We start from the raw sequence: 23,572 nt of genomic DNA, 5'->3' as shown, positions 1-23,572 counted from the left end.
CGTGAGGTGGCAGGAAAGCTGTCGAGTTTATAGATGGGGTTGGGCCACCAAAAAAATGGCTCACTACTTGATTTTTCACCTGGTTCACGTCAAAAATGTGGTCATGTGGTGGCAATTTCTTAACATTGCCACCACCGTTATTTTGTGCCTGACTCTACTCCTATAACTCTTTTCAACATGAATCGAATACCGATTCTTATACTCCCGTTACTGTTCATAAGCAACGTAGCTGCCGTTCGGGGCCAGGCTCTTTCTGAAGCAATCCGGCTCAATCAACTAGGTTATTACCCCAATGCAGCCAAAATTGCGGTGGTTGTTGGAACCGTTGAAGGGCCATTTCAACTGATGACATCAGACCTAAAAAAAGTAGTATTTACCGGTACTGTGGGAGCAGCGCGGCAGAACGCCATTTCCGGCAAAACAACCCATAGCGCCGATTTTTCGAATTTCACCAAGCCCGGAACCTACGTTGTCGTCATTCCTGGGCTGGGTCGCTCCTCCCCGTTTGCCGTTCGCCCGAACGTGCATCGAGACGTCGCTATCGGCGCATTGAAGGGCTTTTATTATCAGCGGGCCTCCACTGCTTTACCGGCTCAGTTCGCAGGAAAGTGGGCTCGTCCGGCCGGGCACCCCGACAATCAGGTGCTCATTCACCCTTCGGCAGCGTCGCCAAGTCGCCCGGAAGGAACAGTTATTTCGGCGCCCCGGGGCTGGTATGATGCGGGCGATTACAACAAATACATTGTTAATTCGGGCATTACGATGGGAACCCTCCTGTCGCTGTTTGAAGACTTCCCGGCCTACACAAAATCGCTTTCGGTCAACATCCCTGAAAGCCAGAATAAGCTGCCTGATCTGCTGGACGAAGCGCTGTGGAACCTTCGCTGGATGCTTACCATGCAGGACCCGGCCGATGGGGGCGTCTATCACAAACTGACCAACGCCCGTTTCGACGGAATGATTATGCCAGATGGAGCAGTCAAAGAACGCTACGTTGTTCAGAAAAGCATTACCGCCACACTCGATTTTGCGGCCGTTATGGCACAGGCCAACCGGGTTTATAAACCATACGACCGCGAGCTTCCCGGTCTGGCAGACTCCTGTCTGTCGGCCGCCGTCAAGGCCTGGAAGTGGGCGAAAGCGAACCCGACGCTAGCGTACAATCAAAATGCGATGAACGCCAAATTCGACCCCGACATAGTGACGGGCGGCTACGAAGACCGGGATGCCAGCGATGAATGGATTTGGGCCGCTGCTGAACTCTACGTCACCACCAGCGATGATACGTATTACACGGCAGTCAACCTGTTCCCCGACGGCCGAACGCCAATACCATCGTGGGCAAACGTTCGCACGCTGGCGTACTACACTCTCGCGCGTTCAGCGAAAAATCTTACAGCTATTGGGAAGAAAGACGTATCGCTGGTGAAAAACCACCTTATTTCGATGGCCGATTCGTTGATTCAGGGCGCTGACAAACAGGCGTTTCAGACGGTAATGGGTAAGTCGGCAAAGGATTTTATTTGGGGAAGTAGTGCCGAAGCGGCTAATCAGGGCATGGCACTGCTACAGGCGTACCGGCTAACGGACGCGCCCAATCGTAACCAATATCTGCATTATGCACTGGGCAACCTGGATTACCTGCTGGGTCGAAACGCGGTCGGCTACTCATTTGTGACGGGTTTCGGCCGTAAAACGCCCATGCATCCGCACCACCGCCCCTCCGTTGCCGATGGCATTGAGGAACCCATACCGGGCCTATTGTCGGGTGGCACGAATGCCAATGCCGCCAGGCAGGACAAATGCGCAGGTTACACAACGACCCTGGCCGACGAGGTGTATATCGACGTCGACTGTTCATACGCGTCGAACGAAATCGCCATTAACTGGAATGCGCCACTCGTCTATCTGGCGACGGCTCTGGAAGCGTTGCAGAGTGAACAGAAGCTTCGATAGTCTTCCTCGATTCTTCTAAAAAAGCAGTGGTAAAAACAGATGCGTCCTGCCTTATGCCATTGACGTTGTCATACACTATTTCCTTTACCGAGAACGATGAACCTGAACCGCAGAGATTTCCTTCGGCAACTGGGCTTTGGCGCTGTTGGCCTGACGATTGCCACTACGTTACCAACTACGGGTTGGGCGCTACCAACCAGAACGGCCAAACTTCCCCGGAGCCTGCCCGAAACGCAGGGCGTTGCACCCGGCGGCCTGCTGGATTTTGTCAATACGATTGAGAGCGAGAAACTCAACGTGCACAGTGTCATGGTGCTACGTCATGGGCAGGTGGTTGCCGAAGGCTGGTGGGCACCCTACGCACCGCAACTGAAGCATACCTTGTATTCGTTGAGCAAAAGCTTCACATCATCGGCGATTGGGATAGCCGTCGCAGAAAAGCGATTGACGGTTGAGGATAAGATTGTTTCGTTCTTTCCGAAAGATGTACCGGCAACGATCAGTGAAAATCTGGCGGCTATGCGCGTGAAGGATTTGCTGACCATGTCGACTGGGCACGATAAAGATTCGACGCCTTCGCTTCGCGGTGGGACGGATACAAATTGGGTAAAGTCGTTCCTGAGCCTCCCCGTTGATCACAAACCAGGCACATTTTTCGTATACAACAGCGGTGCTACGTATATGCTCTCGGCCATTGTCCAGAAACTCACGGGCCAGACCGTTCTTGAGTACCTAAAACCGCGTTTGTTTGGCCCGCTGGGCATTGAGGGCGAAGATTGGGAAGTTGATCCAAATGGCATCAATACCGGCGGCTGGGGCCTTCGGCTACGTACCGAAGACATTGCCAAATTCGGCCAGCTCTATTTGCAAAAAGGCATGTGGAATGGCAAACGCCTGATCGCCGAAGACTGGATTGCCGACGCAACCCGCAAAGAAGTACAGTCCAAAGGTGGAAAAGGTGACGAGAGTGTAAACGACTGGATTCAGGGCTACGGCTACCAGTTCTGGCGATGCCGCCACGATGCCTACCGGGGCGATGGTGCCTTCGGGCAGTATTGCATCGTACTTCCCAAGGAAGACGCCGTTATTGCCATTACGTCGGAGTCAGGAAATATGCAGGGGATTCTCGATGCAGTCTGGAACCATATTCTGCCCGCGCTTCAGGGAAAAGGATTACCAGGCGACAAAATCAAACAGGCCGCTCTAACGCAAAAACTGACCACCTTAACGCTGCTGCCAGCCGCTACAAACGTAGCCTCGTCGGTGGCTTCTCAAATAAGCGGCAAGACCTATGCCATTGCCGACAATTCAACACACGTAAAAGACGTAACGCTGACCTTCGGCAAAGATGGCTGCATTTTTAAACTTCAGGACGACCAGGGCGATCACCAGGTTTTATGCGGCATAAATCGTTGGCGGGATAGCACAACAACGTTTTCACTGGCACCGCTTACATTAACCCCAACGGTTGTACCTGGTGGTAATACCCGAAAAGTGGCAGGCAGCGGTAGTTGGCAGGACGCCAACACGTTCGTGATGATCTGGCGATTTATTGAAACGGCTCACTACGATATGGTTACCTGCCGGTTTGGCCAGAATGGCGTACAGGTCGAATTCCAGAGTAGCTTAAGTATTATTAATAAAACAAAAGACAAACGGCCAGTACTGGAAGGGAAAGCAGTGGCCTGATAATATTAAACCCCTAAATCCCCTGAAGGGGACTTTGTCTGAAAGTGAGCAAAGTCCCCTTCAGGGGATTTCTCGATAAAAAAAGGAACCCGAACCCGTGCCACGGTTCAAAACCGTGGCACGGGTTCGGGTTCCTTTTTTTATCGAGAAACTACAACAACTTATCCAGCGTAATCGGCAGGTCCCTCATGCGTTTGCCGGTGGCATGAAAGACGGCGTTGGCAACGGCGGCTGGCATACCAACGATACCAATTTCGCCCAGCCCTTTTATGCCCAGCTTGTTGACAATATCATCGTGCTCTTCTACGAAAATTACGTCAAGTTCGTGGATGTCGGCGTTGACCGATACATGGTATTCGGCCAGATTGTGGTTCATAAAACGCCCGAAATTGTGGTCCAGCACACTTTCTTCATGTAGCGCTTTACTGATTCCCCACACCATCCCCCCCAGAATTTGACTCCGGGCGGTTTTTGGGTTTAAGATCCGACCACCAGCAACGGCGCTTACCGCCCGGGTTACCTTCACCGTGCCCAGCTCTTCATCCACCATCACTTCAACAAAGGCAGCAGCGTGCACGCTACGTGTATAATTCTTCTGTTTTAACACATCCGCAAACGCACCTGATGTTTCGCGCACGGCTTTTCCGCCATTCTGCTCGACAAGGGTCATCAACGAAACCGAAACCGACGGGTCTTTCTTCAGGCGCAGGTGCTTTTCCGCAAATTCGATGTCGTCCCACTTGGCGCTCTTGAAGGGTGAGGCAGGCATTTTCTTCGCCAGTTTGAGCAGCGATTTTCCGACCTCTTCGCAAACCGCCTGTACTGCCGAACCAACCGTGGCCGCTGTCCAGGAACCACCCGAAATAGGCGCTATCGGGAAATCGGTATCCCCCAGCTTAAACATAACGTCCTCAACGGGCATACCGAGCGTATCAGCAGCAATCTGCGTCATGATCGTGTACGTACCGGTACCTATATCGGCGGTGGCACTACTGACCCACAGTTTACCATTAACCAGCAGAGCCGCTTCGGCGCGGGCACCCATCATGTTGGAATCCCAGATACCGGTCGCCATTCCCCAGCCAATCAGGTTGTGGTCTTTCTTCATCGAACGGGGTTCAAATGACCGCTTCGACCAGCCAAATCGCTCGGCACCCTGCCGAAAACACTCCCGAAGTTCTTTACTTGAATACGGTCGTTTTTCGTTATGATCCAGATCGGTATAATTTTTCAGCCGAAATTCCAGTGGGTCCATACCCACTTTGTACGCCAGCTCATCTACCGCTACTTCCAGCGCCGACATACCCGTTACGCCCCCGGGTGCCCGCATATCCAGCGGACTGTATACATCCAGCGGCACCAGCTTATATTCCATCTTCACGTTCTCCGGTGGATACAACATGCCTCCCCAGTTAACGACGACTTCGGTATAATCTTCAAACTGCGAGGTTTCGCCAAACGCATCGTGGTATAGCGCGTTCATCGTACCATCGGGCAGCGCACTGAGGGCTACGTTCTGCACGGTGGCTGGGCGATGGCCGAAGGTAAACATCTGCTGGCGAGTGAGCGTAACACGTACCGATCGTTTGAGTTCGAGGGCCGCCATTGTAGCCATAAACAGTTGATACTGTGGACGTAATCCCGATCCAAATCCCCCGCCCATGTACGGCGACACTACCCGCAAGTTTTTGAAGGGGATGTTGAATACCTGCGAAACGTATAGAATGCTGTTCGTTACGCCCTGCGTTTTATCGTAAATGGTCAGTTTCGGCTTTTTCTTACTATCCGTCTCATACATGACCGTACTGGCAAACAACTCCATCGGATTATGGTGTTCAGCCGCATGCACGTAGCGTCCGTTTACTTTGGCCGAAGTTTCCTGATAAGCTGCCTCAAAGTCACCACGCGGTTTGGGTGGCGGTGGTTTTAATAAGCTGGCAACACCGGACTTGGGTTCACGGGCTTCATGCAGATGCGTTTCCAGTTCAGTTTCATGCGCGGTCTCTTTGTAATCGATTCGAATTAACGAAGCGGCATATCGAGCCACTTCAAAGGTCTCGGCAACAACCAGGGCAATTGGCTGTCCACTGTATTTAATCGTTGCATCCTGCAACGGCCTAAATGGCGAACCCGGTGGCGCATCCTGGTCTTTGTAACTTATGTCGAACCAAGCGAGTTTAGGTCGATTCTCGTGCGTAAATACCTGCAAAACGCCGTCCAGACTGAGGGCGTCGGTGGCGTTGATATTTATTATTTTTCCTTTCGCAATCGCACTCGACACAACGTAGCCATACGTCAGATCAGGTGCGTTAAATTCGGCAGCATACTTGGCCTTGCCAGTCACTTTTTCCTTGCCGTCGACGCGGCTTATGGGTTTTCCAATGGCGGTCATGCGGTTGGTTCGAGTTTAGCGGCCTGTCCTAGTGCCCGTACAATAGCACGTTTAGCCAGTTCAATTTTAAACGTATTGTGTCCGTAGCCCTGCGCTCCTGTCAACAGAGCTTCTGCTGCGGCCTGGAAGTTCTCCTTCGTGGCCGGTTTACCAACCAGCAACGCTTCGGCTTCGGGTTTGCGCCACGGCTTATGTGCTACGCCCCCAAGGGCGATTCGAGCGTCGGTGATTGTGCCATTGTCCAGTTCCAATACAGCCGCTACGGAAACTAAGGCAAAAGCATAGGAGGCCCGGTCTCGAAGTTTCAGGTACATAAAGTTTTCCGAAAATCCTTTGGCAGGCAGGTCGATCGCTGTAATGATTTCGTCGGGTTCAAGCGTATTGTCGATATGGGGCGTATCGCCGGGAAGTTTGTGAAATTCAGCAAACGGAATGCTACGTTCGCCATTTTTGCCCGTTACGCGCACCACCGCTTCGAGTGCCGCCAGTGCCACACACATATCCGACGGATGGGTGGCGATGCAAGTCGGTTCCGCCAACTGTCCATCCCGATCCAGCGTTCTCGTACCCAGAATGGCATGAATCCGATTGAATCCGTTTATCGCTGAGCAGCCCGAACCCGGTTCGCGCTTGTTACAGGGCGTTGCTACGTCATAGAAGTAATAGCAGCGGGTTCGTTGCATCAGGTTGCCGCCGTCGGTCGCCATGTTACGCAGTTGCGGAGAGGCTCCCGCCAAAATGGTTTGCGACAAAAGCGGATACCGCTGAATGATCCGTTCATCATAAGCCGTATCGGCGTTGGTCACCAACGCTCCCAATCGGAGACCACCTTCCATGGTTTCGGAAATGGTAGCCATCGGCAGGCGCGTAATGTCGATCAGTCGCGTCGGGCGCTCTACGTTTTCCTTCATCAAATCGATGAGGTTAGTGCCGCCCGCAATGAACTTGGCAGTCTGGTCGGATGCGCGTTCGTCTACCGCCGTAGCAACGGCATCGGCTCGGGTGTAAGTGAAGCTGTTCATGCGGCTTGTTTGTTCATGACTTCTTCAATTGCGTCCACAATATTCGTGTAGGCACCGCAGCGGCAGATATTCCCGCTCATCAGTTCCTGAATGTCGGCCGTAGTTTTGGCCTTCCCCTCGTTCATCAGACCAACCGCCGAGCAAATCTGTCCGGGGGTACAGTAACCGCACTGAAACGCATCGTGATCGATAAAGGCCTGTTGCAGTGGATGCAACTCATCCGGCGACTGAGCCAGCCCTTCGATCGTGGTTATCTGCTTGCCTTCCTGCATAATAGCCAAGGTCATGCAGGCGTTGATACGCTTACCGTCGAGCAGCACCGTACAGGCGCCACATTGGCCGTGATCACAGCCTTTTTTGGTGCCTGTCAGGTCCATGTACTCACGTAATGCATCGAGAAGACTCGTCCAGGGAGCAAGTTGGAGCTGCCTTTCTTTGCCGTTAACGGTTAGCGTAACCGTTTGTACCGGCGGCAGCGAGGGCGCTCGTTTTTTCAGCGGTGGCGCCGTTGCAGTAAGGGTCATAACGTTGGTAGTTAGTAGAATATCTAGTGCCGAAACCGTTAGTACCTGGAGTTGTTTTAAAAACTACGTAAACGGTAGAATCAATGTAAAAAGTAGCCTATATGCATACGAAATCTGCGAAATGACAAAGTGTGCCTGTCCGTCCCTCAGCGTCAGGTGAACAGGCGTTGCGCCCGGGAAATATCCAGTACCAATTAATAGTAAAGCGGACGGTTCAATCAAAAAAGCGCGTCTATTGCATTATTTCGCCTAAATTCGACTGACGATACTGCCGTACCATGAAAATTTTGATTATTGAAGATGAGGTCAAAACCATTCAGAGTATCAAACAGGGACTTGAAGAGCACCAGTGGGAGGTCGATGTAGCGTACGACGGGACGATGGGTTTTGAATTAGCCACCCGGTCGGCCTATGCCCTTATAATATCCGACATCATCTTGCCTGGCATGAATGGCCTGGTGCTTTGCCGAAAACTGCGGGAGGCCAACGTAGCCACCCCAATTTTGATGCTGACGGCTCTGGGAACGACCGATGACAAAATTGTGGGACTCGACGCCGGAGCGGATGATTACCTGGTTAAACCATTCGAGTTCCGCGAGTTAATGGCGCGCGTCAGGGCGCTGACCCGCCGGAACACGGGCATGGCACAAACGGCCAATCTGCTAAAAATCGCTGATCTGGAATTAGATCCAGATGCCAAAAAAGTGGTGCGGGCCGGTAAGGAAATCGCGCTGACAGCCAAAGAATTTCAACTGCTTGAGTACTTCCTTCGTCATCAGGGGCGGGTAATTTCTAAAGTTGAACTGGCCGAACGACTCTGGGATTTAACGTTCGACACTGGCACCAATATCATTGAAGTCTATATAAATTTCCTACGCAAGAAGATTGACAAGGATTTCGAACCCAAATTGCTCCATACCCAGATCGGCATGGGCTACGTTCTAAAACTTTTGTCGTAATGGTAAATATTCGAACCCGACTCACCTATCAGTTCGTCTTTCTGGTGACGTTGATTCTGCTGTTCTTCTCACTCGGCGTTTATTTTTTCAGCAAACTTTATCTTGAAAAACGGTTTTTCAAGCGACTTCAGGATCGTGCCATCACGACAACCACGCTCCTTTTTGACCTAAAGCAAACGGATAGCACCGTACTGCGGCTCATCGACGCTGACAATAAAGAACCGCTGCTTAACGAGAACATTTCGGTCTACAATGAGACCAATAGAAAGGTACTATTTTCCACAAATCCGGCGAATACCCAATTCCACGAGCAATTTATTCCATTGCTCGATTCGGCGGCTCAGACGTTGTTTCTGCACCAAAATGAGTATCAGGTTGTAGCCATTCGTCTGGCGCGCGGAAACAGCAGAAACTGGGTGATTGTGAGCGGCATTGACAAAACGGGCGAAGAAGCGCTGGACGATCTGAAGAAGATCTTGATGGTCATGATTCTGGCGGCCATTCTTCTGCTTGGTATTTCGGGCTGGCTGTTTGCCAGCCGGGCTCTGGCGCCCATGTCGGGCATTATTCAGCAAGTCAATACCATTTTCCCGGCGAATGTGACAAGGCGCGTTGAACACCCCAATCGCTCGGACGAAATTGGGTTACTGGTTGCTACGTTCAACCAGTTGCTCGACCGCATCGAACAGGCTTTGAACACGCAAAAAATGTTCATCGCGAACGTATCGCATGAGCTGAAAAACCCGCTCACCAAAATTAATTCCCAGATCGACGTAGCGCTTATTCAGAAACGAAATCCCGACGCATATGAACGTACGCTTAAGTCACTACAGGAAGATACCCGCTCGCTCACCCAACTGACCAATACGTTGCTCGAATTGGCCAACACGTCGATACAGGGGAATACGATGCTATTCGAACCGGTCCGCATGGATGAGCTGATCTGGGAAACAAAAACGCAATTACAGGAGTGGCACGAAGACTATGTGATTCAGCTTACCTTTATCGATTTTCCCGACAACGAAGAAGCGCTGATTACGGTAGGGAACCGGCCGTCGCTGAAGGTGTTATTGATGAATCTTATCGATAATGCCTGCAAGTTTTCACCGACAAAAACGGCCAAGGTTACCTTTAAATCCACAGGAGGAACGATAACGATATCCGTTTTCAACGAAGGAACGCAGATACCGGCGACCGATTTACCGTTTATTTTTCAGCCTTTCTTCCGAAGCAACGTAACGAATCAATCCATCAGCGGGCATGGTGTGGGGCTTGCTATCGTCTCCCAGATCGTTCAGATTCACCAGGGTGAGATCACGGTGAATTCTACATCCAGGGGCACTACGTTTACGTTGTCGCTCTCCAACCCCGACCCATTTTAAGGTAAATTTAAGGTCAGCTTAAGCCCTGCTTAAGTTCCATGTCGTTGCTTTGTAGTGGATCTACTCAAACATCACGATGGAGGCAGCGACAACGAGTAGTAAGCAGGGAGCGATTAACATGACGATTGGGGCTTTAGTGGGCATTCTGGCGCTGCTGGCCTATTTATTTATTGGCTCCCGAAACGAAACCCTTGAAATTCAAAAACTCCTGACGTCTAAAGTGGAGCAATTTGCCTCCACCCAGATCAAGCTCGACTCCATTTCAGCAAGACTGGATGAGAAAATCAGTGAAGTGCGTCGGCTTGGCGGTAACGTTGCCGAACTGGAACGTATCAAACGGCAACTGGAGAATGACAAAAAGAAACTGAAGTACGATCTCTCCTTTTCCATTCAGCAATACACCTTAAAAATCAGAGACTACAAAAATTTCCTGACGCTTCATGCGGACGACACCCGGAAGCTAAAGGCTGAGAATGGCTCATTACTCAGCCAGACACGCGCCCTTGAACAGGAAAAGCAAAGCATCCTCAGCGAAAATGAAGGGCTTAAAAACGAAAAGGCGGCCTTAGCCCGAACGGTGGTCAATTATTCGCTTCAAAATGCCGATTTAAAGGATAAAGTAACCCTGGCTTCCACCATGAAAGCCGTAAATGTGGAAGTCAATGCGGTGGCATCCAACGGCAAAGAGCGCCGGGGCGGTTCCTATAAAGCATCACGTATTGACCGGTTAAAAGTAACCTTCATCCTGCCATCTAATCCAGTCGCCTTAACGAATGATAAAGACATTTACCTACGCTTGCTAGACGCAAATGGAGCCGTTGTGAGTGAAAGTGGCATCGGCGGAATCTTGCTAGTTGATGGGAATGAAATCGGCTATAGTCTCCGGCAAACGGTTCCTTTTGAGAACAATGACCAACGGGTCGACATACTTTTTCGGCGGGAAGCTCCTTATAAACCAGGGGCTTATACTGCGGAGTTATATTCTGAAGGCATCAAAATCGGTGATGCTCATTTTCAGGTGAAATGATCCCACTGGTTCGGGATTGATGTAATTAACCAACACTCACTCAGCCTATGAAAACTTTTAATAAATCGGCAGCTATTCTGTTGTCCATTTGCGCGTATGCCCTGAACAGATTACTTGACGTAGCAACCTGGCTGTTCAGCGAATACCGTCAGTTCCCGATTGCCTACACGACACTGAGCTTCCTATTTTTCACGATGGCTTTTTGCTACTATCCGCTGGATGGGCACTGGCTAACGGGTTTTGTGATGATGAGTTTACCGCTGGCGATTCCCTGCGGATTAATAGCCTGCATTTACCTGTTCTTTAAACACCAGAAAGCGGTGGCGATGGCCGGACTGATCTGGGTTTTGTTCTCGTTTGTCGTTGTGAAAAGGTTAGTGGGCCTAAGCCGTTCTGATACAACTAACCTAACTATAAATCAGGCGAAGACGCTGAACGTACTGAGTTTCAATAGCGAAACGTTTCCCGTTGGGCTTAATACTGGATTCAACCCAGCCACGCTACAGGCTGACATTGCCTGTTTTCAGGAATATTCACCCAATCTTCAGATCGAAAGTCAGTACAAGACCAAAATTGCCAAGCTGACCTGCTTTGATCGAGGTCGGGAAATCGGGCTGGCGTTATTTTCTAAATATCCGGTGGTACACCAGTATGGCCGTATCTGGAATCGCCCGAATGGTCCCGATATCAATGGGTTTCTGTGCGCCGATATTGCCTACGGGGCTGATACTATCCGGGTGGTTAATGTGCACCTATGGTCAATGGGCGTACGTACCAATCAGGCGATTGATGCGTTAAAATCGGGCGACATCGACAAATTTTCGTTCGAAGTTTTCGATACATTCTGCAAGCTGAAAGAAGGGTTTGACAACCGAAATGAGCAGTTGAAGGAGGTCGAGTCTTACGTAGTAGGCAGTCGGTTTCCCGTTATTATCTGTGGGGATTTCAACGAACCACCCATTGGTTATTCGTACGGAAAACTTAGTCAGAACTTCCGAAATGCGTTTGAAGAAGCTGGTCAGGGGCTTGGTTTCACACTGAACCGTCACCCTTATTGCGTACGTATAGACCAACAGTTCGTTAGCAGTGACTGGCACATCAAAACGTGCCAGACTTTGTCGGGCATTTCCTTTTCCGACCACTTCCCCGTTTTGGCTCAGTACGTGCTAAAAAAATCGGTACACGCATCAACCGACGCCCTGGCCCTGCATTAGTTCTCAAGGCTCAGTTCTGTAGCATACTTTGCATCGGCCTTTTAACCAGTAATACGTACTGGCTTATTAAAATTAAAACGACTTCGCCCGACCCGCGCAATGGTATATAACCTGAGCGGGTCGGGCGAAGTCGTTTTAACCTGTTGATTTATTCAACTGATCAGCTACACTTGACTACTTCTTTACAGCAGTTCATTCATAGCTTTTACCAGTTGATTGAACTGGGTATAGGCTACCTGTCTTCGGTACGCCAATTTTACATCGTTCAGCAGATGAAAACGCCCGAACGTAGTGGTTACCACTTCCTCTGTTGCTCTTTCGAACCATTTTTTACTACCCAATCCATAAACAACTTACTACAATGAACCGCATTACTACTCCACTACTGGCCGCAATGGCCGCCTTCATGCTCACCCTTTCATCCTGTAAGAAGGAAAACGATACCGTTCGGCCTACATCACCCGACAACAATTTAGCGTTCGTCGGTAAAAACCTACGGATGACCTCGTTTGAAGTTAATCCAGCCATTGATCTCGATGGTGATGGCAAGCTGGACACGGATCTGACCGTTTTCCTGCGTGACTGTGAAAAAGACAACACCCTTGTGTTCGAGAAGAATGGGCAACTATCGGGCAGCAATGGACCACTCGCCTGCTCTGACAATGAACCAGATCCGTCGGTAGCCAAACCCAGTCACTGGACGTATAATGAATCGACGAAAACCATCCACATCGTAAAAGACAACGACGCAACCGACGTTTCGGACTGGAAAGTGCTGGAAGCTTCAGCCAGTGGGCTAAAAGTTGAAGTTTCAGTTACCGAGCCTTCCAAGTCCTACAAGACCATCATGACCTGGAAAGCCATATAGGTATGTATGGAGTAGCTGAGAGGGAAATGTTCTCAGCTACTCCATATGAAATACCTTCGCCAACGGCACGGCCACGGGCGAATTATCGGGATTGGTTTCCATCAGATCGGCCATGTAAGCCCACCATCGCTTCATAACGGGCAGTCCCGGCAATTCGTGCGCCCTGTGGTTGGTAATACGTTTCTGCACCGCAAACAACGTTCCTGTTGAGCGGTCAAGATAAATGGAATAATCGCGAATGCCCGCTTCGACCAAAGCCGCCGACAGCTCTGGCCAAATCTCATCATGACGGCGCTGGTATTCGGCCTCCACACCCGGCTTCAGTTTCATCGTAAAGGCTATTTCTTCCATATGTTTTTGGTTTACGGTTTACGGTATTTGGGAGAACGAAAGATTGCCGTAAACCTACTTCATTTTGTACAACTCCGTTCCAGCCAACAGGAAACAGCCGAGGCCATAATCTTCGAAATCAGGTTTACTGTCGTACGTAACAGGCTGACCATCTTTGGGTTCCTTACCCGTCCCCTGCACATAGCCCAGGAAACCGTTCGGATGTACAGCCTCAGTTGCCATCGCATTCCAGGCTTTGGCAATAATCGGGCGATACGTTTTCCCGTCGAGTAAGCCGTGATTTACGCCCCACGCCATACCGTATATAAATAGCGCGGTTCCGGTTAGTTCTTTTCCGCCGAAATTCGTTGGGTCGTGTAAACTTACGTTCCAGTAACCGTCAGAACGTTGCAGCGGTGGCAAAGCGCGCATCATTTCCAGATACGTTTTTTCGTACTCATCCCGGTGCGGGCCATCTTTCGGCATAATGTCGAGTACACGAACCAAAGCCGCAACGGCCCAGCCATTGCCCCGCGACCAATAACAGTCTTTGCCATTTGGCTCTTTATAGGGCGGCACAAAATCCTTATCCCGCCACCACAAACCGTCTTTGGGATTGTATAGCCCATTCCCGCCGTGTTTCGTCTTCGAGTACATATACATCTGGTACATTTTCTCAAAATAATCAGGGGCTACATCCTTACGATATCTAGATAAAACTCCAAACCGGACAAACACTGGCATCGCCATTTGCAACGCGTCAACCCAACTCCAGTCATCTACTTTGTCACTACGTACCATCGCGTCAATAGATGCCTGAATAGCAGTAATACGTTCGAGTGATTGTATAGCCAAACCATTGTTTTTCTCTTCGATCAGATACAGATCAATGTAGGTTTGACCGCAACATTGGTCATCGGCGTTACGCGTAGTGATTCCACTTCGGAGCCCCCAATTGTGCTTTTCGCCCCACTCGACGGCATATTCGTAGTAGGCTTTCTTTTTGTCAATGGCGTACAGCGCCATCAACCCTTCGTAGTAGACTGCCCGTGTCCAGATATTACTTGGGCGGGTTTTATTGGTCACGATTTCCTTACCAGGATCAGGCCATGTTTTCATAAAATACGCGTTAGCCAGGGTCATTTTAGTGACAATTTCCTTTTTATCAGGAAGTTTTTGTGCCTGCCCAACCGAGACAACGGTTAGCATGACTAGTATAACTCGTCCAACTAACGGCCTGATTATCATTTGCATAGTATATTATTCACCTGAAAGCGACGTTTCATAATCTGGCTTGATAAGTAGTAACTGACACCCATCTTGTTTTAGACAAAGTACATCCCGCTTGCTTTCTCCTGCTAGTATGTACTTCCCTGGTGATTGACTTCATCTCTTTGCTTGGCGGTTAACCTACCAACGTAGCACGGACGCTTTGTGCCGCGCTAGTGTACTTTAGTGTGCGTAGTTACAGGAAAGAGCAGGAAAGTGGTAGAAATCGAACAGGACATATTTGTAAAAAATAACGAAAAAATGGGTGTAATCTGGGGTGTTGTGTTGCATGCGCTGGGAGGATTTGCCTCCGGTAGTTTTTATATACCATATAATAAAGTCCGTGGATGGGCCTGGGAAAGCTACTGGCTCGTCGGCGGTCTGTTCTCCTGGTTGGCCGCTCCCCTTATCATGGGGTCACTTACCGTCTCCGACCTCTTTGGCGTACTACGTCAGGCTTCCACAGACACGCTATGGTGGACGTACTTCTGGGGTGTTATGTGGGGGTTCGGGGGACTTACCTTTGGTTTGGCCATGCGGTATCTGGGCTTATCACTTGGGATGGCCGTCACCCTGGGTTTATGCGCCGTTTTCGGTACGCTGGTTCCACCCATCTGGCAGGGTGAATTTGTAAAGCTTGTCAGCACTACCTCCGGGCGGGTTATCATTCTGGGTCTGGCCGTCTGCGTACTGGGCATTTCTGTTTGCGGTATCGCCGGCATGATGAAAGAACGTTCGCTGTCCGACGCACAGAAGAAAGCCGTTATTACAGAATTCGATCTTAAAAAGGGGTTATTCGTGGCCGTTTTTTCCGGTGTCATGAGCGCCTGCATGTCCTTTGGTCTTACGGCGGGGCAGTCTATTTCTGAATTAGCGGTCACGCATGGAACGGATACGCTATACATGAATAATGCCCCGCTGGTTATTATTCTGCTGGGCGGACTGACAACCAACGCTATTTGGACAATTTACCTGAACATTCGCAACCGAACGTATACGGACTATACCAACCCATCGACCCCCATTGTGCCCAACATCATTTTCTGCGCCTTAGCCGGTTTTACCTGGTATTTCCAGTTCTTTTTTTACGGCATGGGCGACAGCAAAATGGGTGAATACCGGTTTTCGGGCTGGACACTCCATATGGCCTTCATTATTGCCTTCAGTAGCTTTTGGGGATTGTATCTGCACGAGTGGAGAGGGGCCAATGCACCAACCATGCGTACCATTTCGCTGGGTATTTCGCTGGTTGTACTCTCAACCGTTATCGTCGGCATTGGCAATTATCTAGGGGCATGAGTTAACGTAGCAGTAGTCTATTTTTACCAGCTAAATAAAATGGGAAGATGGCGATTACCATCTTCCCACTTTATTTATCACCGTTCTGTATATAAGTCGACGACCTGGTTTAAAATAATCTCAATACGTTGAATACCAAGCCAACAGCTGGCTTCACCAGCCTACTTTTTATCCGCGCCTGTTTTCTGATATAGCTATATCATCGCGTTCAGCCTAATCACTTCTTCTCTGTCAATTGCAGCGAACTGTCGTTGATTTCAAAGGTTTTTCTATTCAGTAAATTGATCACTTCGGCACCAGCCAGTAACACCGGCCCGTAGCCATGCGCTGCGTATACGTTGATCGGCCGATAGTAATAAAAAGCTGGATCGAAACCCATACCTGTGCCTACGCAGGTTCCTTCAATTTGCCCTTTGTCGGTCACTTTCGTAGAGACAGCATTCCAGCCGAGCAGTACCATGGGCGAGTAGGCTTTAGCATCCAGCCAGCCCCGGTTGATGGCTCGGGCAATGGAAAACACATAAATAGCCGTGGCCGAAGTTTCCAGATACGAATCGTTACGGTCCAGTAACTGATGCCAGAAACCTACCCCTGACTGACAAGCGGCCAGGCCATGCGCGTGGGCACGTAGTAACTCCAGCATAGCCGGACGTCCCGGATGGTTTTCCGGTAGAACATCTAGCAATTCCACGGTAGTCATAATGCCCCAGCCATTGGCCCGCGCCCAGTGAAATTGCGGATGCACCGTCATGCCTTCGACCCAGCCGTGCATGTATAACCCCTTGTCCTTGTTAAACATACGCTTCGAAAACTGTAACACCTGTTTAACGGCCTCGTCGTAATATTTACGGTCATTGGTTAGCTTACCCATCTGCGCCAGGGCGGGAACGCTCATGAACAGATCATCGAGCCAAAGCGTATTGGGCTGCGGGCGGTTGCGGGCCAGCGTACCATCCGACAGGCGATATTCCTTCGTCATGATATACGAAATGAACGCATCGATTTGCGGCCGCATATCGGCTTTGACTTCCCCGGCTCGGCTTGCTTTGATCATGGCCGCACACATTGCCCCCACATCATCGAGTGCGTGAGGAGCCAGCATCTGCCGAAGCGACGTATTTGCTTTCGGGTCAGCATTCACCTGATCGCGAAAGTAGGGACGTAATGAATTCAGAAACGTAAGTCGTTTGTTGGTGTAATCGGCGTAGCGCGGGTCGCCGGTGGCCTCAGTGGCGAGCAACATACCCGCATACGTGACGCCCCATTCGTAGCTGGTCAGTCGAAAATCACCGGGCTTGATAATAGCGTTGGCATTGGATTTTGTCAAGTCCGCTATGGGTTGTTGCGTCTGCTTATCAATCACCTGCATAGGTGTTGTTTCGTCCAGATAGGTATAAACCCGATTAAGAACGTTGACAACATCCTCCTTTTTCGGTTGGCCATAAGGCACCGGATAATCGGGTTGGAGCAAATGCAACGGTGTAGTCGAATCATTGGCCTTAGGCGGTGTATTCTGACCAAACGACGAAACCGTGGCGGTCCCGATCAGTAAGATTGCGACTGACTTGGAGAATTTTATCATGTAATATTATGGCTTAAACAGGTACCGTGCTCAGATTCAATACAGCACAACAAAGCCTGGCGACGTGCCAGGCTACTTATTTTTGCGTTGTAAGGTGGAAACCTGCTTAATTGCAAGCGAGCAGAATCACACTCAGAATTAATTAGTCTTCGCTTAAGTGCAGCGCTTTTACCCCCCGGCACCTGGCGCTAAAACAGCTCTCTGGCAACTTTCATGATATTATCAGCTTTTCCCATCGTGTAAAAATGGAGTACTGGCGCACCGGCCGCCGTTAGTTCGCGCCCTTGCTGAATGCACCATTCTACGCCAACCTGCCGGGCCTGCTGATCGTTCTCACAAGCTTCTACGGCCCGAACCAGATCGTCGGGTATCTGGAGGTGAAAAAGTTTAGGTAAAATCTGTAATTGCTTGCGCGTGCTGAGAGGTTTCAGGCCCGGAATAATGGGAACCGTAATCCCCTCCTGCCGACAGCGGTCGACAAACTCCAGGTACTTTTGGTTATCGAAGAACATCTGCGTAACGATGTAGTCCGCTCCTTTATCTATTTTCTGTTTGAGGTATTTGAAGTCAGAATCGTGATCGACGGCTTCAAAGTGTTTCTCAGGATAGGCGGCTACGCCAATACAGAAGTTACTGGGTGCCAACGCAGTATCTTCTTCGTGCAGATAAATTCCCCGGTTCATATTAGCCACCTGTTCCACTAGTTCGCTGGCGTAGGTGTAGCCATTTTCTTTTGCCTTGAACGTACTGAACGGCTTGGCCGGGTCGCCACGCAGCACCAGTGCGTTGTCGATGCCGAGGTAATGAAGATCGATCAGAAAATCTTCGGTTTCCTCGCGGGTAAATCCTCCGCAGAGTACGTGAGGTACCGCATCCACGCCAAACCGGTGCATAATAGCCGAGCAGATACCAACCGTACCGGGCCGTTTTCGTGTCACAATCTTCTGAATCGTGCCATCGGGCATTGGCCGTTCGATGTATTCTTCGCGGTGATACGTAACGTCAATGAAGGGGGGTTTGAACTCCATCAGCGGCTCGATATTGTCGAGCAGATTCTTCAGATTATCGCCTTTGATAGGCGGAATTACTTCGATCGAAAAAATCGGTTTGCCGTTAGCGGCCTTAATGTGGTCGGTAATTTTTGTCATTCGTCAGATAATCGCTTGCCTACTTCATTACGCCAGATAAGGCGAGGCAAAGTTAACGGGAAAACACCGCCAACCGCACATAGATTCCGTTGGTCGATCCGCTGCTCCAGGGTTGTACATCGAGCCGACGGCCTAAATCGCTCCGGTTCTTCACCTCATGTAGTTTCGGGACGCCCCAGCCCACCAGCGTTCCAAAAGCAGCCCCGGTGATCAGGTCAGTTGGGTAATGTTTACCAGCCTCATACCGTAGCATTGCCGTTGCCGTAGCTAATCCCAGCGATCCAATCCAGACAACCGGTTTTAATCGGGAGTGCGGAAAATAATGTCGGAACACTTCGCTGGTGAACACTGCGGTGGCAAACGAGCTGGCCGCGTGGCCCGAAAAAAACGACTGGCGGGCGTCCCGAGTAAGTTTTTCATCGAGTGGCGCATCTGGATTATAAACAAACGGACGATTACGTTGCGTAATAGCCTTTACCGATCCTTCGATGCCATTTGACAGCAGCATTGTTTCAACATACATAATGGCCACCGTTTTAACATCTTGCCGCATGGGTTTTGTGCCTACTGCCAGGGCCCCTGCCAACGCCACATTACCCAGCAGGGTAACGTCGCTCAGTCGACCAGCCCGCGTTGACCAATGATACGTAGCGTTTCGATCGAAGGCATTAATCTCGGCTCGATTCAGCGTAGCAATTTCGCTTTGCGTCAGCGGATCAACCGTATGGTCAAGTGCCAGCGATACGCCCATAGACGCAGTTCCAATACCCAACCAGGCTAGTTCACGCGCTGTTTTTAATTCATAAGGCGACTGCGCGAAAGAAATAATACATGATGCATGATAAATGATGAATGCAGTGATGATAGTTTGACTCTTCCTGAGGAAAGACTTGGGGGAAATTTCAACGACTGACTTTATCATTTATACTCCATCATTTATAATTCACGCTTACACTACCCGAATAACTTCAGGTTGATCGGCCAGATACACCAGCCGACCTTCGACCTCTGGAAATCCCATGTCCCGGTAGAGACTTGTAAAATAACGTAACGAATCAACCGGATCAATCGTCTGTGTCGATTGAGAAGCCGACACCGCTACCTGAACCGACTCATATTGAATCAACACAACGCTGCCATCCGGATAGTGGACGACCCGATGCGGAGCGCCATGCATTCGTTTGCTGCTCAGGATATTCCGGTCAGTGTCGATACGTAACGTTGGGTCGAATAAGGAAGCCAGAGCCGGATGCGTCACAATAGTTATGAGGCTTTGTTTTAAATCGGCACGTTCCGAACTACGTACCAGCCCCTCACTGACCAGTTGACGGAGTACGTTGTCGATGCTTTCAGGCCCTTTAATTAAGCTTAAAGCCGCACACAATTTGCGATCCCGTTCGCGGGTTCGCTCAAAGGTTGCTACGTCGAACATCCGGTCGGCCTGCCGACGAAGTTGCATGTCCTGTCCCCGATTGCCACTGATGATGTCGTCCAGAAAAATTTCGTCCAGTAGTTCGTCGGTGTTTTTCTTCGAGAACGAGTCGTCGCACAAACTGATCTGGTATGTAAGTTGACCCTCCTGCCACGGACAGCCACAATTTCGGGCAATCTCACTATCCCGCAGAAAGGCATGAAGCCAGTGACTAATCGTATTTTGCTGGCCTTTGCTAAAGTCTTTGGCCTCGCTGATCACGTAGAGCCGATCCGTCGGGCGGGTGAACGCTACATAAAGCAGGTTCATATTTTCCAGAAACGTACGGGTCATTTCATCTTCATACTGAGCCGAAATTGACTCAGGCGCTCCCCGTAGTTTGCTGATTGTGTTCGACGGGGCGGATAGCAACCGGGTTAGTTTACCTGCCCCATTTTCGTGAGCCAGCACATCCGTTCGAATATCGGTCAGATCGAGCCATATAGTACTGTCGCTGATCGGCTCCACTTTCCAGTTGGCAAAGGGAATGATCACCACCGGGAACTCCAGCCCCTTTGCTTTGTGAATCGTTTGAATACTTACCGCATTCCGGGCGTTTCCTTCTACCGAAATCTTCTGCCGAACGCTCTCCCAGTACACTAGAAAATCACTCAGGTGACCACTACGTTTCTGGTTAAACGCCAGCACTTCATCCAGAAACCGAAACAGGAATGGATTGTGTTCAGCCTGATTGAACAGGCCAAATTGAGCCGTCAGTCGCTCGGCCAGTTCATATGGATTCAGTTGGCCCAACGCATGCGGGTCAAGCGGGTAGCCCGCTGCTGTGAGGTACTCATATACACCCAACGGATCGCCGTTGGCTACAGCCCGTAGCTTCTCCGTCAGGGCATCATCCGGAAAGATACCCTGCACGACCCGGTGAAACAGATACAGTAATTCATACCGTAGCAGCAACTGATCGGGTCGCTGAAGCACCTGCATGAGCGTCACGAGCCACTTGACGGGGTCCGAAAATTCCAGCGACAGCGAATCGGCCGACACGAGTGGAATCTGGCGGGCATTCAATTCATTGGCTAAGGCTTTTGCGTGTGCTTTTTTGCGACATAAAATCGCAATATCGCCGTATTGATAGCCATCGGCCAGGGCTTTGTTCAGGTGTGCGATGGTTATATCGAGCATACCCGCCGTCAAATCCTTACCCTCTTCCTCCGCTTTTTCGACAAAGTCGATTTGCACATGCCCCGCCTGTCGGGCGTTGGGTTGCGTTTTCTGATGGAATACCTGCTCGGCGTCGAAAACATCGGCTACTTTCGGGTGCTGACCTTCAAATTTGCGGGCGGTAAACTCGAAGAAATTGTTGTTGAATGTAACGATCGGCTCAGCACTACGCCAGTTAGTATCGAGCAAATCACCCTGCAAATGACCATCGAGCATCCCGATCCGTTCGGACGTCCAGGAGTCAGGATTGTGCGCTATTTTCAGGCTTTCCAGATCCTGCCGGTGGAGCGAAACGATCTGATCTATATCGCCCCCCCGGAAGCGATAAATTGCCTGCTTTCCATCGCCCACAGCCAGGTTGAAATGGTCACCACCCAGCGCGTTTTCGATCAGTGGCAGGAGGTTGGCAAATTGCAGACGAGACGTATCCTGAAATTCGTCGATCAGAATGTGGTTGTATTTGGTGCCAAGTCGCTCATACAGAAACGGCACTGGTTCAGAAGCAACAATATTCAGAATCTTTTTATTGAATTCGGAAATATGGACTCGACCATCCTTACGTAGCAGATCGTCGAATTCTACCCGCATTTGTTTCAGCAGCGCCAGTTTCTGTAAATGAGGCAATAGACAGTCAAAGAGCGTCACCTGTTGGCCGTATTCAGCACGTATCGCTATTATTTTCGTGATACAATCGCCTAACTCGCTGGTCATGCTATCAATCATCGCCTGAACTGGCAAGGGTGTTTTTTTTGTATACCACTCGTTGTTCGTCAGCGCTTTATTGACCCGTATTCCTACCTCTTTCTGGACATTACCATCGGCTATGGCTTTGAAAAACCCTCCTACCCCACTCGCTCCATAGCTGAAATCCGTTTCATCTAAACCAGCATCCGTTATGAGTTTCCAGGCCCGCTGTCCCTGCCCGACAATCTCCGCTTCGACCTGCTGGTTGTGCGCCAGCAACTGCGCCCGAATGGTGCGCAACGCACCCGGCGATAATTCCTGTGCGGCATTAACGGATTCGTAGAACTGATCGGACGTTAAATTTCGACCAAACTCTTTCAGCAACTCAGGCAGTTGATTCCAGCTTTTTCCTTCGGCGGCCGTGTCATTATAATACTCACTTAAAATTGTCGTAATCTCATCCATTTCCTCCGTTCCGGCCTTTTCAATCAAATTGTCGATAGCCAGTTCAAGCACTTCGTCGGTGTCCATCTCCACCTCAAACGAATACGGAAACCCGAGTTCGTCGGTAAAGGCCATAACGATACGTTGTGTGAAGGAGTCAATGGTTGTTACGCTGAAATCGGCGTAGCGGTGCAGGATGGTTTTAAAAACGGCCGACGCTTTCTGGCGTAAATCGGTTTTGGAAACAGCAAACGAATCGGTGCCGGGCGGGGTACCATAAAGCTCGGTTACCAACTCAACCAACAACGGAGATTCCTCCTGTCCGGCAATACCCGCCAGATTTTTCAGAATCCGGTTCTTCATTTCGTTGGCTGCCGCGTTCGTAAACGTCACGGCCAGAATATGCCGGAAATAACTATCGGCCACACCCGGTCGTAGCGCCAGTTTCAGGTACTCTTTGGTGAGTGTGTAGGTTTTCCCCGATCCAGCCGAAGAGCTATAGATTTTAAACATAAGAGTCGTCAGTCGATAGCTGTCAGTCGTCAGCACTTAGGTAAACTAACGACCGACGACTCTTAACTATTGACTAAAAATTATACCTCGCCCCGATTCCCGTACTCAAATTGAGGAAAAATGGAGCAGGGAGAACTTCAAGATAAGCACCCGCTTCCAGAAAAATAGAATAGGGTTTGTTGACCGGAAAATACTCCAGTCCACCCACACCCGACCCGCCCAGCGAAATATTCCCTTTGACGAAATCAATAGGTTGACCCGATAGATAGTCAGGGTAATATTTTCGGTTGTTGATCTGGCCACCGAAGCCGTAGTAAGCGCGCAGACTTTCACTTTTTGTAAGGGCCGTGTGCCATAAAAAGTGCCCCTGTATCGTCAGGCCAACGGTTTTGTAATCGCCGGATCGATAGCTCCGCGTGGTTCCGTAAATACCACCATACGTACCGATATTCAGATCAAAAGCATGGTTATTCCCAAAATACTTGCGAATATTTATGCCCGAGGGTTCCCCGATTCGGGCGCCTATCGACCAGTTATTATACTGAGCCTGAGCCCCATTCGACGTCATTAGCCAGCCAACTAAGGCCAGCGTTACAATTAAAAGTAATTTTCTCATAGGG

Annotated in this window: 18 protein-coding genes; 8 read left to right on the top strand and 10 right to left on the bottom strand. The window is 50.1% G+C overall.

The window, feature by feature from the left end; all coding sequences use genetic code 11:
- Window positions 1–177 precede the first annotated feature (177 nt).
- On the top strand, window positions 178–1,956 hold the full coding sequence (locus tag ACYVEA_RS24880) for a glycoside hydrolase family 9 protein (RefSeq protein WP_461116136.1): 1,779 nt from the start codon (window positions 178–180) through the stop codon (window positions 1,954–1,956).
- 96 nt (window positions 1,957–2,052) lie between these two features.
- On the top strand, window positions 2,053–3,645 hold the full coding sequence (locus ACYVEA_RS24875; RefSeq protein WP_461116135.1) for a serine hydrolase domain-containing protein: 1,593 nt from the start codon (window positions 2,053–2,055) through the stop codon (window positions 3,643–3,645).
- A gap of 151 nt (window positions 3,646–3,796) precedes the next feature.
- Here the strand turns inward: ACYVEA_RS24875 and ACYVEA_RS24870 are convergent, their stop codons facing one another.
- From ACYVEA_RS24870 to ACYVEA_RS24860, 3 genes are read right to left on the bottom strand one after another with little or no spacing between them, the layout of a single operon-like run.
- The gene (locus ACYVEA_RS24870; protein WP_461116134.1) at window positions 3,797–6,037 is read right to left on the bottom strand and encodes a xanthine dehydrogenase family protein molybdopterin-binding subunit; all 2,241 of its coding nucleotides are present in this window, start codon (window positions 6,035–6,037) and stop codon (window positions 3,797–3,799) included.
- Complete coding sequence (locus ACYVEA_RS24865) at window positions 6,034–7,059, bottom strand: FAD binding domain-containing protein (protein WP_461116133.1); 1,026 nt, start codon at window positions 7,057–7,059, stop codon at window positions 6,034–6,036. Before ACYVEA_RS24865 ends, ACYVEA_RS24870 begins: the two co-directional genes overlap by 4 nt.
- Window positions 7,056–7,583: a (2Fe-2S)-binding protein gene (locus ACYVEA_RS24860; RefSeq protein ID WP_461116132.1), complete on the bottom strand. Its 528-nt coding sequence runs from the start codon at window positions 7,581–7,583 to the stop codon at window positions 7,056–7,058. The genes ACYVEA_RS24865 and ACYVEA_RS24860 overlap by 4 nt, the downstream gene beginning before the upstream one ends.
- Window positions 7,584–7,861: 278 nt before the next feature.
- Between ACYVEA_RS24860 and ACYVEA_RS24855 the strand changes: the two genes are divergently transcribed.
- From ACYVEA_RS24855 to ACYVEA_RS24835, 5 genes are all read left to right on the top strand, one after another.
- Window positions 7,862–8,542, top strand: a complete 681-nt coding sequence (locus ACYVEA_RS24855; protein WP_093829388.1) for a response regulator — start codon at window positions 7,862–7,864, stop codon at window positions 8,540–8,542.
- A complete protein-coding gene (locus tag ACYVEA_RS24850) occupies window positions 8,542–9,924 on the top strand; it encodes a sensor histidine kinase (protein WP_461116131.1) in 1,383 nt (460 codons plus the stop codon). The genes ACYVEA_RS24855 and ACYVEA_RS24850 overlap by 1 nt, the downstream gene beginning before the upstream one ends.
- Before the next feature lie 76 nt (window positions 9,925–10,000).
- Window positions 10,001–10,951: a hypothetical protein gene (locus ACYVEA_RS24845; protein WP_461116130.1), complete on the top strand. Its 951-nt coding sequence runs from the start codon at window positions 10,001–10,003 to the stop codon at window positions 10,949–10,951.
- Between the two features lie 47 nt (window positions 10,952–10,998).
- Window positions 10,999–12,165, top strand: coding sequence for an endonuclease/exonuclease/phosphatase family protein (locus tag ACYVEA_RS24840; protein ID WP_461116129.1), 1,167 nt, complete (start codon window positions 10,999–11,001; stop codon window positions 12,163–12,165).
- 361 nt (window positions 12,166–12,526) lie between these two features.
- Window positions 12,527–13,033 (top strand): hypothetical protein, encoded by a 507-nt coding sequence (locus ACYVEA_RS24835; RefSeq protein WP_461116128.1) that lies wholly within the window; start codon window positions 12,527–12,529, stop codon window positions 13,031–13,033.
- Window positions 13,034–13,069: 36 nt separating this feature from the next.
- On the opposite strand, the gene rhaM is transcribed toward ACYVEA_RS24835, so the two are convergent.
- Both rhaM and ACYVEA_RS24825 read right to left on the bottom strand, forming a co-directional pair.
- Entirely contained in the window at window positions 13,070–13,384 is a 315-nt protein-coding gene (gene rhaM / locus ACYVEA_RS24830) for an L-rhamnose mutarotase (RefSeq protein ID WP_461116127.1), read from the bottom strand.
- Window positions 13,385–13,438: 54 nt separating this feature from the next.
- Window positions 13,439–14,572 carry a glycoside hydrolase family 88/105 protein gene (locus ACYVEA_RS24825; RefSeq protein WP_461116126.1) on the bottom strand — a complete coding sequence of 378 codons (1,134 nt, stop codon included), beginning with the start codon at window positions 14,570–14,572 and terminating at the stop codon, window positions 13,439–13,441.
- 321 nt (window positions 14,573–14,893) lie between these two features.
- Between ACYVEA_RS24825 and rhaT the strand changes: the two genes are divergently transcribed.
- Window positions 14,894–15,931 carry an L-rhamnose/proton symporter RhaT gene (gene rhaT, locus ACYVEA_RS24820; RefSeq protein WP_461116125.1) on the top strand — a complete coding sequence of 346 codons (1,038 nt, stop codon included), beginning with the start codon at window positions 14,894–14,896 and terminating at the stop codon, window positions 15,929–15,931.
- Between the two features lie 217 nt (window positions 15,932–16,148).
- On the opposite strand, the gene ACYVEA_RS24815 is transcribed toward rhaT, so the two are convergent.
- The 5 genes from ACYVEA_RS24815 to ACYVEA_RS24795 all read right to left on the bottom strand — a co-directional run bounded on the left by ACYVEA_RS24815 (window position 16,149) and on the right by ACYVEA_RS24795 (window position 23,568).
- Window positions 16,149–17,513, bottom strand: coding sequence for a glycoside hydrolase family 88/105 protein (locus ACYVEA_RS24815; protein ID WP_461116124.1), 1,365 nt, complete (start codon window positions 17,511–17,513; stop codon window positions 16,149–16,151).
- Between the two features lie 188 nt (window positions 17,514–17,701).
- Window positions 17,702–18,661 carry a methylenetetrahydrofolate reductase [NAD(P)H] gene (gene metF / locus ACYVEA_RS24810; RefSeq protein ID WP_461116123.1) on the bottom strand — a complete coding sequence of 320 codons (960 nt, stop codon included), beginning with the start codon at window positions 18,659–18,661 and terminating at the stop codon, window positions 17,702–17,704.
- Between the two features lie 52 nt (window positions 18,662–18,713).
- Window positions 18,714–19,583 carry a phosphatase PAP2 family protein gene (locus tag ACYVEA_RS24805; protein ID WP_461116122.1) on the bottom strand — a complete coding sequence of 290 codons (870 nt, stop codon included), beginning with the start codon at window positions 19,581–19,583 and terminating at the stop codon, window positions 18,714–18,716.
- Between the two features lie 27 nt (window positions 19,584–19,610).
- Complete coding sequence (locus tag ACYVEA_RS24800) at window positions 19,611–22,952, bottom strand: UvrD-helicase domain-containing protein (protein ID WP_461116121.1); 3,342 nt, start codon at window positions 22,950–22,952, stop codon at window positions 19,611–19,613.
- Between the two features lie 73 nt (window positions 22,953–23,025).
- On the bottom strand, window positions 23,026–23,568 hold the full coding sequence (locus ACYVEA_RS24795) for a hypothetical protein (protein WP_461116120.1): 543 nt from the start codon (window positions 23,566–23,568) through the stop codon (window positions 23,026–23,028).
- Window positions 23,569–23,572 lie beyond the last annotated feature (4 nt).

Source organism: Spirosoma jeollabukense (assembly GCF_054777855.1).
The sequence above is the reverse complement of the archived record's forward strand: the minus strand, read 5'-3'. Positions and strand labels throughout refer to the sequence as shown.

Coding starts and splice junctions, on each gene's coding strand:
- ACYVEA_RS24880 (WP_461116136.1), top strand. CDS start 178: ATGAATCGAATACCGATTCTTATACTCCCGTTACTGTTCATAAGCAAC.
- rhaM (WP_461116127.1), bottom strand. CDS start 13,384: ATGGAAGAAATAGCCTTTACGATGAAACTGAAGCCGGGTGTGGAGGCC.
- metF (WP_461116123.1), bottom strand. CDS start 18,661: ATGACAAAAATTACCGACCACATTAAGGCCGCTAACGGCAAACCGATT.
- ACYVEA_RS24835 (WP_461116128.1), top strand. CDS start 12,527: ATGAACCGCATTACTACTCCACTACTGGCCGCAATGGCCGCCTTCATG.
- ACYVEA_RS24850 (WP_461116131.1), top strand. CDS start 8,542: ATGGTAAATATTCGAACCCGACTCACCTATCAGTTCGTCTTTCTGGTG.
- ACYVEA_RS24800 (WP_461116121.1), bottom strand. CDS start 22,952: ATGTTTAAAATCTATAGCTCTTCGGCTGGATCGGGGAAAACCTACACA.
- ACYVEA_RS24815 (WP_461116124.1), bottom strand. CDS start 17,513: ATGATAAAATTCTCCAAGTCAGTCGCAATCTTACTGATCGGGACCGCC.
- ACYVEA_RS24825 (WP_461116126.1), bottom strand. CDS start 14,572: ATGCTAACCGTTGTCTCGGTTGGGCAGGCACAAAAACTTCCTGATAAA.
- ACYVEA_RS24795 (WP_461116120.1), bottom strand. CDS start 23,568: ATGAGAAAATTACTTTTAATTGTAACGCTGGCCTTAGTTGGCTGGCTA.
- ACYVEA_RS24875 (WP_461116135.1), top strand. CDS start 2,053: ATGAACCTGAACCGCAGAGATTTCCTTCGGCAACTGGGCTTTGGCGCT.
- ACYVEA_RS24870 (WP_461116134.1), bottom strand. CDS start 6,037: ATGACCGCCATTGGAAAACCCATAAGCCGCGTCGACGGCAAGGAAAAA.
- ACYVEA_RS24865 (WP_461116133.1), bottom strand. CDS start 7,059: ATGAACAGCTTCACTTACACCCGAGCCGATGCCGTTGCTACGGCGGTA.
- ACYVEA_RS24805 (WP_461116122.1), bottom strand. CDS start 19,583: ATGATAAAGTCAGTCGTTGAAATTTCCCCCAAGTCTTTCCTCAGGAAG.
- ACYVEA_RS24855 (WP_093829388.1), top strand. CDS start 7,862: ATGAAAATTTTGATTATTGAAGATGAGGTCAAAACCATTCAGAGTATC.
- rhaT (WP_461116125.1), top strand. CDS start 14,894: ATGGGTGTAATCTGGGGTGTTGTGTTGCATGCGCTGGGAGGATTTGCC.
- ACYVEA_RS24845 (WP_461116130.1), top strand. CDS start 10,001: ATGGAGGCAGCGACAACGAGTAGTAAGCAGGGAGCGATTAACATGACG.
- ACYVEA_RS24840 (WP_461116129.1), top strand. CDS start 10,999: ATGAAAACTTTTAATAAATCGGCAGCTATTCTGTTGTCCATTTGCGCG.
- ACYVEA_RS24860 (WP_461116132.1), bottom strand. CDS start 7,583: ATGACCCTTACTGCAACGGCGCCACCGCTGAAAAAACGAGCGCCCTCG.